This is a genomic window from Pseudomonas sp. SK (assembly GCF_012975065.1).
In the GTDB taxonomy this organism is placed as follows: domain Bacteria; phylum Pseudomonadota; class Gammaproteobacteria; order Pseudomonadales; family Pseudomonadaceae; genus Aquipseudomonas; species Aquipseudomonas anuradhapurensis.
Window position 1 is genome coordinate 2,252,893 of record NZ_CP051857.1, and the last position, 13,337, is coordinate 2,266,229.

A 13,337-nucleotide genomic window follows, 5' to 3' on the forward strand; every position below is an offset into this window, starting at 1 on the left:
GATAAACGGACAATTCCGCTCGGTCATGCTGCGGCGGCTATCGAGGCTGTGGAATCATCTTCTAGAATTCGCAAAAATTTCAGGGACCTGAGTCATGGCTGGTAGTCAGATCGAACGCGCCTTCAGTCTTGTCGAGCACCTTGCCGGTGAACCGCAGGGGTTGCCGTTGCAAACCCTGGCCGAGCGCATGGACATCCCCAAGAGCGCTGCCCACCGCATGCTCGCCGAGTTGGCACGGCTGGGCTACGTACGGCAGAACCGTGACAACAGCCGCTACCAGCTGTCGGCCAAACTGGTGGCATTGGGCTTCCGTTACCTGGCCAGCAGCGGTGCCGACATCATCCAGCCGATTCTTGACCGCCTGGCCCAGGACAGCGGCGAACTGGTGCGCCTTGGCGTGATCGACGGCGCCCGCCAGACCTGGATTGCCAAGTCCCAGGGCGCCCGCTCGGGGCTGCGCTACGACCCCGACATGGGCCGCGATGCGCCGCTGTTCTACACGGCCTCCGGGCATGCCTGGCTGGCCAGCCTGGATGATGAACAGGCGCTGCAGATGGTGCTGCGCCAGGGCATTGCCGACCCGGCCCGGTTCGGCCCGAAGGCGCCACGCTCAACCGATGAGCTGCTGGCCTACCTGCACCGGGCCCGTGAACGCGGTTATGCCTGGGTCGAGGAAACCTCCGCCGTCGGTACCTCGGCCATGGCTGCGGTAGTGCGGCGCCCGCAAAGCGACGAAGTGATCGGCGTATTGAGCATTGCCGGGCCCAGCGCGCGCCTGGCGCAAGGCCGCCTGGCAGAGTTGGCGCCGCTGTTGTTGGCGGCGACGGAGGAGTTGTCGGCAGCCAGCCGGGCCAGCGAACTGTTCGCCTGAGGCGCATTTGCGGGCGATAACCGCACAGTCTGTTCTGCCAGTGCTTCTGAAATGCAGAACTTGGTTCTAGATTGTTCAGGGCGGATTATGGAACCTGGTTCCGGAATCTTCAGCACAACAATCACAAGAGGACAGGCTGTTGAACGCACCCCTTCGTATCGCCTTGATCGGCGCTGGCAGCATGGGCCGCCAGCATTACCGGCATCTGCTCAACGTGCCACAAGCGCACCTGTGTGCCGTGGCCGACCCAGGCCCTCAGGCCGAGGCCTTTGCTGCCGAATGCGGCGTGCCCTGTTTTGCCGACCACCGGCGCATGCTGGATAGCGTGCGGCCCGAGGCCGTGATCGTCGCCAACCCGAACAACCTGCACGTCGCCACCGCGCTGGACTGCATCGAGGCCGGCATCCCCGTGCTGGTGGAAAAGCCGGTGGGCGTGCATCTGGATGAAGTCCGCGCGTTGGTCGAGGCTTCGCGTCGGCGCAATGTGCCGGTACTGGTCGGCCATCACCGTCGGCATAACCCGCTGATCAGCCAGGCCCGCCAGGTGATTACCGACGGCAAGCTGGGCCGCTTGATCAACGTTACCGCGCTGTGGCAATTGCAAAAGCCCGACAGCTACTTCGAAACCCCATGGCGCCGCGAGCCGGGCGCAGGTTTCCTGCTGACCAACCTGATCCATGACCTTGACCTGTTGCGCCACCTGTGTGGCGAGGTGGAGCAGGTTCAGGCTTTCACCCGCAGCGATGTGCGCGGTTATGCCAACGAAGACAGCGCAGCGGTGCTGTTGCAGTTCGCCAATGGCGCGTTGGGTAGCCTGACCGGTTCCGACGCGGTGGCCGCGCCCTGGAGCTGGGAGCTGGACTCTGGCGAAAGCCCGGTGTACCCGCGTCAGGACGGCCAGCCTTGCTACCTGCTGGCCGGCACCCTGGGCGCGTTGAGCATTCCCCAACTCAAGCGCTGGCACTACGCCGAGGCGGGCGCTGGGTGGCATTCGCCGCTGTTGCAAAGTGTGGAAAGCATCCCTGCCGGCGAGGCCTTGACCCTGCAGCTGCAGCACTTCGTGCGGGTTGCTCGTGGCGAACAGGCGCCGCTGATCGATGCGGCCGATGGCGGGCGCACCCTGGCCTTGATCGAAGCGATCCGCAAGGCAGCGGAAAGCGGTCGGGCCTGTGCGCCCGAGCAGGTGGCCTGAATGCGCCCTTCATGTTTACAGGTAACGACTGATGACTGATCGAGTGTTTTCCCTGGCAGCGCTGACCGTGCTGGAGCTGTCCCCACCGGACATGGTTGAAGCGGCAGCCCGCGCCGGTTACAGCCACGTTGGCCTGCGCCTGGTGCCTGCCACCGAACAGGAACAGCATTTTCCGCTGGTGGCCGATGGCGACTTGCGTCGCAAGACCCAGGCGCGTCTGCGCGACACCGGTATCAAGGTGCTCGACCTGGAAATCCTGCGCCTGAAGGCAGATACCTGTGTGGCCAGTTTCGAGCCGATTCTGGCAGTGGGTGCAGAACTGGGCGGTACAGAGCTGCTGGTGGCGGGCAACGATCCGGACGAGGCGCGCTTGACCGAGCGTTTTGCCGCGCTGTGCGACCTGGCGGCGGGCTACGGTATCTATCCGCATCTGGAGTTCATGCCCTGGACCGACGTACGTGACTTGCGCCAGGCCATGCGGGTGGTAGCCAATGCCGATCGCGGCAACGGCTGCGTGCTGGTGGATGCGTTCCACTTCAACCGCTCCAGCTGTTCGTTGCAGGACCTGGCGCAGCTGGCGCCGCAGCGCATGCGCTACGCCCAGTTGTGCGACGTTGCTGGCCCGGTGCCGGCCGACATGGACGAAATCCTGCGCCAGGCACGCAATGAGCGGCGTTTCCCCGGCGAAGGCGATGCCGACCTGGTCGGCCTGCTGCGCGGCTTGCCGCCGAACGTAGCGCTGAGCCTGGAAATCCCCACGCGGCAGCTGCTGGCGCAGGGCATCAGTGGCGAGCAGCGTGCGCGCATGGCACTGGAGAAGGCCATGGCGGTGCTGGCCAAGGTCTGACCGAAGCAGCGCGGGTACTGCACTTGTTCGCTGGCAAGCCAGCTCCTACGTGGTAGGAGCCGGCTTGCCGACGACGGGGCCGGTGCAGGCAGCAGGCATCGCCCCATTGCGGCCTGACCAAAAAAAGAGCCCGCAAGGGGCCCCGTAGAGGTAAGTGGCAGCGCACCTAGGCGTGCTCGACCTTGCGCGGTGCCATGAAGTACATCCACAGCAGCGCCAGGAAGTACATGGCCGGGATCAGGGTGAACAACACGGCATAGTTGTTGTGTGTGGCGGTCAGTACGCTGCCGACGATCTGGGTCATGAACATGCCGCCGATCGCCGCACACATGCTGCCGAAGCCGAACACCGTACTCACCAGGTGCTTGGGTGTGTAGTCCATCACCAGGCTCCAGATATTCGCCGTCCACGCCTGGTGCGCGCCCACCGCCAGCGAGATGGCGGCCACCGCGACCCACAGGCCACTGGCATTGGCGGCGAAGGTGACGCTGAGCATGGTGCAGGCGAAGATCAGCATCGACACCAGTCGCGCCGTGGTGGCGCGCATGCCGCGCCCGATCAGCCAGGACGACAGGATGCCGCCGCCGATGCTGCCGAAGTCCGCCGTCAGCCAGATGATGATCAGCGGGATTCCCATCTGGGTCACGTTGATACCCAGGCTGTATTGCTGGTTGAGGAACGGTGGCAACCAGTACAGGTAGAACCAGAACACCGGCGCGGTAATCGCATAGGCCACGGCGAAGGCCCAGGTGCCACGCAGGCGCAGGATGCGGCTGAACGGTACGCGGCTCGGCTCGGCGGCATCGCCCTGCTGGATGTATTCCACCTCGCTCTGGCGCACGTGCGGATGGTCTTCGGGATTGTAGTATTTCAGCAGCCACAGCAGCACCCACACCAGGCCCAGGCTACCCATGGCGATGAACGCGGCCTGCCATCCCCACACCGCCAGGATCAGCGGCAGCAGGGCGGGTGTGACCATGGCGCCGACGTTGGTACCGGCATTGAACAGGCCGGTGGCAATGGCGCGTTCCCCCGCCGGGAACCACAGGCGCACGGTCTTCACGCAGGCCGGGTAGTTGGCCGCCTCGGTCAGGCCGAGGATGAAGCGGCAGACCATGAAACCGGCGGCCGACGTGGCCAGGCCATGGGCGCCGGTGGCCAGGCTCCATAGCAGCACGGCGAAGAAGAACGCGCGCTTTACCCCAACCTTGTCGATCAACCTGCCCTGCAGCAGGAAACCGATGGCGTAGCCGACCTGGAACCAGAAGTTGATATTGGCGTAGTCCATCGCCGTCCAGCTCATCTCCTTGGCCAGGATTGGCTGCATGATGCCCAGCGCGGCACGGTCGATGTAATTCAGGGTGGTAGCGAAGAACACCAGGGCAAGCATGCCCCAACGGGTCTTGCCGACGGCGAAGGCGCCGCGAAGCTTGTCGCCGATCGAACCCTGGTGCGTCCGAGGGGCGGCGGGGGTGGTCCTGGAGTGGTTCATAAACTGCTCGTTCTTGAAATTGTATTCAGCTGCGGTGTTACGGGTAGATCGCCGGGTCCCAGGCAGGGGACATGCAAGGCCGGTGCATGGTGGGCAGTGAAGGCGGCAGCGTCAATTCAAGGGAGAGGCTAGTGTTCGGTTATCGAACGGTTGCGGTGGCCTGTGGGCGAGACGGCGGGTCGGATCATATCGAAGGACACGGGGGCCACTCGTTACTCGCCAGCCAGGCCGGAATGGTATGGGCAGGGGCATTTGTTTTCCTGACAGAGTAGGCGTTGCGCCAGCGTGTCAGTACCACACAGTTGTCCAGCGTTTCACCACCTCGCGGCCGTATTGTTGAATCCACAGTTGCAGCGTTTTATTCAACGTGCTCTTCGCTTCGATCATCTCACCGGTGTACGGGTTTCTGTAGTACTTGCTTTGTCGTGCCTTGAAGCGGTGGCGTGGCGGAGGGGGCGACCATGAGTGTCGGGTGTCTTCGTATTCGATTCCACTGATCGCCAATATATCCGACAGGTCGAATTGGTACTCGGCGAGCAAGTCGTGGAGTTTACCTTCGAACTCGAATTCTCGTTTTAAATGAGGGTCGACCTTTATGAAGGACAGATCGGTTTTCTTGGCAGCGAGCAAGTATTCGAGTGCACGGAACTCTGCGAGGCGAGACATGGGATTCCTCCATTGCGTGATGAGGCTAGTGTTAGCGCCCAGCAGGCAAGAATGCAAGTGTCGAAATGTTTTGTGAAATCTTCGTTCCGAATTTAACTGTGGAGGTGGGTTTCATGTTTAGTGATTCTCTTTGGCTGTAAGTTAATTCCCACATTGAACATTGCGCAGAGGTCGCTGAAGCTCAGGGAGTTGTCTTTGGAGGGTTTGATCGGTACATTCTGGAGTTATGCAAGACGCCTGGGTCTATGCCGCTATGCTCGCGTAGGGTATTCGATGCCTAAATTATTGATGGGCTCAATTAGATAAGCGATTTACCGCAGGTGAAGTTCGGTTACCCCAATAAAACAAACCAAATTGGTTTCCGATAGGTATTCGGTGGTTGATTAATAAATAGTCGGAAGCCGCATCTACACGCGCCAGGAAGAGCGCGTATTACAGGCACAGTTTCTTATTAAAGGAGGACAGGGATGTTTGTCCGCGCGAACCAGACCCCTTTCAGCTTGCACCTCAGCCGCCTGGAGCATGATGTCCAGGGCCTCGTCCATGCCGCTGGTCGCAGGCTGGCCAGTGAACGCCGGTCGCTGCACCTGAAGCACCTGCTGCTGCAACTTACTGCGTTCCAGTCCGGCAACGCCTGCTACGGTCTGCCGAACAGTGCGGTGCTGGCATGACCGACGCCAAACAACGCGAACCCCAGGTCGCCGTCGCCCCGCTCAACACCATCGACGCCAAGGACGTCGGCCGTGGCGCCGCCGCCTTCGATGCCTGGCTGCAGTCGGTCAGCGGCGGCTACGTCACCCTCGAACGGATCAAGACCGTAGCCGGCGCGTTGCCGGTGGTGGGCAACATCATGGCCCTGGTCGATGCCCTGGGCGACGTGGTGACGCTGGTCAAGAGCAAGAACCGCCAGCTGCTCGACTGGGTCAGCCTGGGCATCAACCTGATCGGCGTGCTGCCGGCACCGCCGACCATGGCCGCGGCGCGCATGAGCCTGCGCCCGACCCTGTTCCTGGTGCGCCAGGAGCTGCGCAACAGCGCCAAGATGCTGCTGGGCGATTCGCTGATCCAGGTACTGATCGGCCACCTCAACGCGACCATCGCCGGCACCATCGACGACTTCGTGGCCAAGGCGCAGCCGAAGATCGCCGGCATCCTGGCCGACGCCGGCGCGTTGGGCATAAAGATGACCAGCGAGATCGCCACCGGGCTGGAGAAGGTCGCCCTGGGCCAGCTGGACGCCAAGGGTGACCTGTCGAAGGCGGGCAAACAGGTGTCCGCCGCCGCCGACAAGCTGCTCAACGACCCGAAGGCGGCGTTCAGCAACATCTTCGGTGCCGTGCACAACGCCTACAAGGCCGCCGGCAAGGGGCTGGCCAACAGCGCCACGAGCAAACTGCTGCCGGACCAGATCAAGACCAAGGTGCTGGCCAACACCGGGCAACTGCGCGCGCTGGGGCCGGAGATGGCGCGGCAGTTGAACAAGCTGGCGGACCCGGGCACGCAGATGAGCATCGGCTGGATGCTGAATGTGCTGAGCGGGGCGGTGAAGGGCTTTCGCAAGCGCAACAGGAACGGGCAGCCGGGGGTGAGCAAGCCGGGGACCGTGACGCAGGTGCAGCGGGAGAAGGGCAAGGGTGAGTTGGCGGTCAGCAGCTCCCAGGCGAAGGCCCAAGGCGCCTCCAGCCCGGTGAAAAGAGGCTGTCCGGAAGAAACGATGGCATTCACTCCGCGCAGCATCAGTTTTGCCCTGGGCTCGGAGTTCATCATCCACACGGATTTCTGCCTGCCAGGCCCATTCCCGATCGAATGGCAGCGCATCTATCACTCGCGCCTGGCCGAATACGACCAGGGCAACCTTGGGGCGCGCTGGATCACTGAGTTCACTACGCGCATCGATGTCGTCGACAAGGGCATCCTGTTCCACGACTTCGACGGTCGTAGCCATGCCTTCGAACTGCCCAAAGTGGAGCAGTCACTGTTCAACGCCATCGAGGACCTGCTGCTGATCCGCAGCCGCGAAAACGAGCTGGTGATCTGCCGAGGCTTCGACCGCAAGGAGCACTACCTGCGTGTCGGTGATCGCTATTACTTGCAGAGGATCACGCTCAACAATGGCGCCGGTTGTATGTTGCATTATGAGCACCGCCACGAGGGGCGGCCGGTGCTTTCAGACGTCATCACCTATCAGGATGAGCCGAGCCAGATCCACCGCCACCTCGGCACCTTGATCGATGACCGCGGCCATATCACCGGCCTGTGGGAAATGCGTGACGGCCAACCGCTGCGTCAGCTGTGCGCCTACCACTATGACAATCAGGGCGACCTCATCGCCGCCCAGGATGAGGACGGCGCTGCCTGGCACTACCAGTACCAGAATCACCTGGTCACCCGTTACACCGACCGCACGGACCGCGGCATGAACCTGGAGTGGGATGGTAGCGCGTTTGATGCCAAGGCCATCCGTGAGTGGGCCGACGACGGCAGCTTCGACACCAAGCTGGAGTGGGATGAGAACATCCGCCTGACCTACGTCACCGACGCCCACGGCCAGGAGACCTGGTACTACTACGACATCCTTGGCTACCTGTACCGCATCCGTTATCCGGACGAGCGTTCGGAATGGCTGTTCCGCGATGAGCGCAAGAAATTGCTGCGCCACGTTCACCCGGATGGCAGCGAAGACCGCTATGACTACGACGAGCAGGGCAGTGTCATTCGCCATATCCGTGCGGACCATACCCAGACCCACTTTGCCTACGATGACCGTCGTCACCTGATCAAGATCCGCGACGCCGAGGGCGGCCTGTGGCTGCGTGACTACGACAAGAAAGGCAACCTGGTCGAGACCACCGACCCGCTGGGCAACAAGACCGAGTTCGCCTACACGCCTTCCGGGCTGGTCAAGGCGATCAAGGATGCCAACGGCAACGAGAAGAAGCTGGCCTACAACGCAGCGGATCAACTGGTCGCATACACCGACTGTTCGGGCAAGACCAGTCAATGGGAATACGACGACTTCGGCCAGCTGGTGCAGTTCACCGATGCGGCGGGCAACAAGACGGTCTACCAATACAAGGCCGGCCAGCTGGCAAAAGTCATTCACCCGGACGCCACCGAAGAGCGCTTCGAGCGCGATGCCGAAGGCCGCCTGCTGGCCCATGCCGATGCGCTGGACCGCTGCACCACCTGGGCCTACAACAGCGCGGGCCTGCTTGCCGAGCGGGTGGATGCCAATGAACACACGCTGCGTTATCGCTGGGACAAACTCGGCCGCCTGATCGGCCTGGAGAACGAGAACGAGAGCAAGGCCGACTTCCTCTACGACCCGGTCGGGCGGTTGCTGCAGGAGCAAGGCTTCGACGGGTTGGTGACGCGTTACCAGTACGATGCTGATACGGGCCGGTTGGCAAGTACCCAGGTCGGCCAGCGCCGCATCGACATCACCTTCGACCCGGTGGGGCGCCTGGTTTCACGGGTTGCCAGCCAAGGAGATCAACGTCAGGAAGAGACCTTTGCCTACGATGGCAACGGCAACCTGATCCAGGCGATCAACGCGGCCAGCAAGCTGCAATGGTTCCATGACGAGGCCGGCAACCTGACCCGCGAGCACCAGTATTACCTCGGCACCGAGGTGCCGATGGTTGCGGTGTGGCAACACGAGTACGACGCCCTCAACAACCGTATCGCGACCGTTCGCCCCGATGGCCACAAGGTCAGCGTGCTCACCTACGGCAGCGGTCACGTGCTGGGCATGACCCTCGACCAGCATGAACTGCTGGCCTATGAGCGTGATGACCTGCACCGTGAAGTGGTCCGCCATCAGGGCAACCAGCTTATGCAGACCCAGGCGTGGGATCCAGTGGGGCGTCTGCAGGAGCAGTTGTTGGGTAGCCATGACGGCAAGGCCACCTTGCTCAAGCGCCAGTATCAATACGATGCCGTGGGCCAGCTGACCGATATCCAAGACACCCGCCGTGGTCACCTGTCTTATCAGTACGACCCGGTCGGCCGCCTGCTGCAAGCCACCAGCCGTCTCGGTGTCGAAACCTTTGCCTTCGACCCGGCCGGCAACCTGCTGGACTACAAGGCCCAGGCGCTGAATCGCCCGCTGGAAAGCGACCCGCGGCGCAACAAGCTGATGGACAACCTGCTGCGTGAATACGCCGGGACCCACTACCAGTACGACGAACGCGGCAACCTGATCCATCGCCTGCACAACGGAGAAAAAGCGCGCCTCAGCTGGGACCTGTTCGACCGTTTGATGCGCTTCGATGATGACAAGCTCAGCGTGGTGTACAGCTACGACGCTCTGGGCCGTCGTCTGCACAAGCACTCCACCGCGCACCACCAGGATGATCCGCGAGCGGGCAGCGGCTGGAACCAGATGCAGCGGGCCAAGCGCCAGCGCGAACTGGGTTGTGGTTACACCTTGTATGGCTGGGATGGGGACAATCTTGCCTGGGAAAGCTCACCGCCGCAGGGTGAGGGCGAGACCGGGCGCACTGTGCATTACCTGTATGAGCCGGGCAGCTTTGTGCCGGTGGTCCAGGCACAACGAAACAGCCCGATCCGCCTGCTGCGCCAGCCGGACTGGAGCGATCGGGAATACGATTTCGATCAGGACCCGCTGTGGCACACCGAGGTCAAGCCGCAGGCATTCGATGCGATTCTCTGGTACCAGTGCGACCACCTGGGTACGCCGATGGAGCTCACCGACCACAATGGCGAAGTGGCGTGGACGGCACAGTACAAGGCGTGGGGTGAGATCAAGGAAGCCTGCTCGGAGTGGGCCAAGCAAGTCGGCCTGAGCAACCCGATACGGTTCCAGGGGCAGTACCATGATCATGAGACCGGGCTGCATTACAACCGGTATCGGTACTATGATCCGAAGGTTGGACGGTTCGCTAACCAAGACCCGATCAGCTACTTTGGCGGGTTGAACCTATATGCCTATACCCTGAATCCGTTGCATTGGGTTGACGCATTGGGGCTGGCACCCACACCATTAAATCAACCTAGTTATACCGTCTACGGACTTTACGAGCCTAATGCGGCTAAGCCGTATTATGTGGGACACACGATGCAAGCAGAAAGTATACGAGAGGCACAGCACGCGAATACAGGAAGGCTTGGAGAAGCGAGGTTAGTGCCGATAGCCAAAGATTTAACTTATACGCAGGCTAAGGGAGCGGAGCAATATTATCGAGAAGTGTGCGAGACTAAGACCGGGTTTCCGGGTAATGTGATTGAGCCGATCAATAAGTCAAGGACGGACGAGCGTGGCCTCTCTCATGTGGCCGAATACAATAAGCTCAAGGCTAGCTCTACTTGTGAGCTTTAAGGTGGGATGACATGAAGCAGCTAAAGTCGGACGTGAAGCCTGGAAGTGTCTTTTATATACCGGCATTGAGTCGTGATAAGCAGTTTGGATTCGTGCTTGCTCGATTTATTGAACATATTGAATCAAACGCAGGTTTTTTGATTGAGGTGTTTTCAAAATTCTACACCTCGCCGCCGAAGTCTCTTTCGGAAGTCGAAATGAGGGACAGGCTCTTCAGACCAATACTGTGCTCGATGCGTTTTTCAGAAATACCTCGCTGGAAGGTGTTGTTTGAAGACTTCCATTATGATCCTTGTTCATCGGGGTATAGTGATATAGTTCTTGAGTACTATTCTGACTTGTGGGTTGGTGGAAATATGGTCAAGAAGCAACTGGCCGATCAAGGATTTTCTCAAGGAACCAATGCTCTGGAGTGGGCCACCTGCTGGCGCATGCATCATATTGTTTTTAGAGTGAATGCTTGTTTGGCAGGTTACTTTGGGCGAGATGAAGCCTATGATAACAGCAAACTTCCTGAGAATATGCAGGTGGGTAATAAAGAAGCAGGTGATTCCGTGGTTTTATTGGCAAAAAAAGTCGATAATTTAATCAGGGGGTTTTCAAAAAAATAAGCAGCACGCTAGCCAATACACACATTCATTGCTTGAGAAGTTATAGGTCAATCACCTTACGCATAGCCAACTTAAGTAGCCAGCATCGACATTGCCTTCGACCCGGTGGGGCGCCTGGTTTCACGGGTTGCCAGCCAGGGAGACCAGCGTCAGGAAGAGACCTTTGCCTACGATGGCAACGGCAACCTGATCCAGGCGATCAACGCGGCCAGCAAACTGCAGTGGTTCCATGACCAGGCCGGCAACCTGACCCGCGAGCACCAGTATTACCTCGGCACCGAGGTGCCGATGGTTGCGGTGTGGCAACACGAGTACGACGCCCTCAACAACCGTATCGCGACCGTTCGCCCCGATGGCCACAAGGTCAGCGTGCTCACCTACGGCAGCGGTCACGTGCTGGGCATGACCCTCGACCAGCATGAACTGCTGGCCTACGAGCGTGATGACCTGCACCGCGAAGTGGTCCGGCATCAGGGCAACCAGCTGATGCAGGCCCAGAGCTGGGACCCGGCTGGCCGCCTGCAAGAGCAGTTGCTGGGTAGCCACGACGGCAAGTTCACGTTGCTCAAGCGCCAGTACCAGTACGATGCCGTGGGCCAGCTGACCGACATCCACGACACCCGTCGTGGTCACCTGGCTTATCAATACGATCCGGTTGGCCGCCTGCTGCAAGCCACCAGTCGCCTGGGTGTCGAGACCTTTGCCTTCGACCCGGCCGGTAACCTGCTGGACGACAAGGCCCAGGAGCTGAATCGCCCGCTGGAAAGCGACCCGCGGCGCAACAACCTGCTGCGTGAATACGCCGGGACCCACTACCAGTATGACGAACGCGGCAACCTGATCCATCGCCCGCACAACGGCGAAAAGGCGCGCCTCAGCTGGGACCTGTTCGACCGTTTGGTGCGCTTCGACGATGACAAGCTCAGCGTGGTGTACAGCTACGACGCTTTGGGCCGCCGTCTGCACAAACACTCCACCGCGCTCCACCAAGATGACCCGCGAGCGGGCAGCGGCTGGAACCAGATGCAGCGGGCCAAGCGCCAGCGCGAACTGGGTTGTGGTTACACCTTGTATGGCTGGGATGGGGACAATCTTGCCTGGGAAAGCTCACCGCCGCAGGGTGAGGGAGAGACCGGGCGCACTGTGCATTACCTGTATGAGCCGGGCAGCTTTGTGCCGGTGGTCCAGGCACAACGAAACAGCCCGATCCGCCTGCTGCGCCAGCCGGACTGGAGCGATCGGGCATACGATTTCGATCAGGACCCGCTGTGGCACACCGAGGTCAAGCCGCAGGCATTCGATGCGATTCTCTGGTACCAGTGTGACCACCTCGGTACGCCGATGGAGCTGACCGACCATAACGGTGAGATGGCGTGGACGGCACAGTACAAGGCGTGGGGTGAGGTCAAGGAAGCCTGCTCGGAGTGGGCTAAGCAAGTCGGCCTGAGCAACCCGATACGGTTCCAGGGGCAGTACCACGATCACGAGACCGGGCTGCATTACAACCGCTATCGGTACTATGATCCGAGGGCTGGGCGGTTTGTCAGTCAAGATCCTATCAGCTATCTGGGCGGCTTCAACCTCTATCAGTATGTGCCGAACCCGATCGAGTGGATTGACTCGTGGGGGCTGAAGCGGCTCAAGAATGCGATTGATGGAGATCGCCGTCATCAAGAATTCAATACGGAAATCAGGACCAAACATCCGAATGCTACGATACAAAGTGAGTGTTATCTGCGGGATGCTAGTGGAAAATCTGTTATGGATCCAGAAACCGGTGAGCGGCGTAGGGTTGACACGGCTGTTATTGAAGATGGGCAGGCGACGACTTACGAAGTGACAAGTTTGACTGCGTCTAAATTAGAACAACAACAGAAGGAAATTCGAATTCTCGCAGCTGGCGGTACGTTCATTAAGGATAGGTCAGCTGGGGAACTGGTGCCGGTTGCTGGGTTGTCTAAAGTAGAAAGGAGGCTGTAATGATTAATGATTATCCGGTTTGGGATATTGATGTATTAGTGGCTTCGTATGAAAGTGCTCCGGATTGGCAGGAGAGTATTAAAATTGCAATGGAAAACCTATTTGTCTTCCTTGAGAGTAATGAGCTTATAAAGTGTCGAGTTACTGACGGAAATGGGCATGTAGTGAAGCGCGTCATAATGAAAAGTGAGCTTACCGAAGAAGGAAATAAGCTTGTCGAAGGACCTAAGAGTGCAGTGCATAGATGGGCTAGGTCAAAAAAAATTATTAATGATCCTACCAATCTCAGTTTGCTAGAAAAAGGATTAGCTGAGATAAGAAAAGTGTAATGATTGAG

Annotated in this window: 9 protein-coding genes and 1 pseudogene; 8 read left to right on the forward strand and 2 right to left on the reverse strand. The window is 60.0% G+C overall.

What is annotated here, in order from left to right; genetic code table 11:
- Positions 1–94 precede the first annotated feature (94 nt).
- The 3 genes from HG549_RS10380 (at position 95) to HG549_RS10390 (ending at position 2,910) form a co-directional block, all read left to right on the forward strand.
- The gene (locus HG549_RS10380) at positions 95–871 is read left to right on the forward strand and encodes an IclR family transcriptional regulator (RefSeq protein ID WP_170029406.1); all 777 of its coding nucleotides are present in this window, start codon (positions 95–97) and stop codon (positions 869–871) included.
- Between the two features lie 139 nt (positions 872–1,010).
- Positions 1,011–2,063 carry a Gfo/Idh/MocA family protein gene (locus HG549_RS10385; protein WP_170029407.1) on the forward strand — a complete coding sequence of 351 codons (1,053 nt, stop codon included), beginning with the start codon at positions 1,011–1,013 and terminating at the stop codon, positions 2,061–2,063.
- Positions 2,064–2,094: 31 nt separating this feature from the next.
- Entirely contained in the window at positions 2,095–2,910 is an 816-nt protein-coding gene (locus HG549_RS10390) for a sugar phosphate isomerase/epimerase (protein ID WP_170029408.1), read from the forward strand.
- Positions 2,911–3,076: 166 nt separating this feature from the next.
- On the opposite strand, the gene HG549_RS10395 is transcribed toward HG549_RS10390, so the two are convergent.
- Both HG549_RS10395 and HG549_RS10400 read right to left on the reverse strand, forming a co-directional pair.
- On the reverse strand, positions 3,077–4,402 hold the full coding sequence (locus tag HG549_RS10395) for an MFS transporter (protein WP_170029409.1): 1,326 nt from the start codon (positions 4,400–4,402) through the stop codon (positions 3,077–3,079).
- Positions 4,403–4,690: 288 nt separating this feature from the next.
- Positions 4,691–5,068 carry a histone-like nucleoid-structuring protein, MvaT/MvaU family gene (locus tag HG549_RS10400; RefSeq protein WP_170029410.1) on the reverse strand — a complete coding sequence of 126 codons (378 nt, stop codon included), beginning with the start codon at positions 5,066–5,068 and terminating at the stop codon, positions 4,691–4,693.
- Positions 5,069–5,535: 467 nt separating this feature from the next.
- Between HG549_RS10400 and HG549_RS10405 the strand changes: the two genes are divergently transcribed.
- From HG549_RS10405 to HG549_RS10425, 5 genes and pseudogenes are all read left to right on the forward strand, one after another.
- Positions 5,536–5,739, forward strand: coding sequence for a hypothetical protein (locus HG549_RS10405; RefSeq protein ID WP_170029411.1), 204 nt, complete (start codon positions 5,536–5,538; stop codon positions 5,737–5,739).
- Entirely contained in the window at positions 5,736–10,409 is a 4,674-nt protein-coding gene (locus HG549_RS10410; RefSeq protein WP_170029412.1) for an RHS repeat-associated core domain-containing protein, read from the forward strand. Before HG549_RS10405 ends, HG549_RS10410 begins: the two co-directional genes overlap by 4 nt.
- Before the next feature lie 11 nt (positions 10,410–10,420).
- Positions 10,421–11,020 carry a hypothetical protein gene (locus tag HG549_RS10415; RefSeq protein WP_170029413.1) on the forward strand — a complete coding sequence of 200 codons (600 nt, stop codon included), beginning with the start codon at positions 10,421–10,423 and terminating at the stop codon, positions 11,018–11,020.
- An 84-nt stretch (positions 11,021–11,104) separates the two neighbouring features.
- Positions 11,105–12,658 (forward strand): annotated as a pseudogene (locus tag HG549_RS10420) (RHS repeat-associated core domain-containing protein); the annotation flags it as partial.
- A gap of 341 nt (positions 12,659–12,999) precedes the next feature.
- A complete protein-coding gene (locus HG549_RS10425; RefSeq protein WP_170029414.1) occupies positions 13,000–13,329 on the forward strand; it encodes a hypothetical protein in 330 nt (109 codons plus the stop codon).
- The last annotated feature ends 8 nt before the right edge of the window (positions 13,330–13,337 follow it).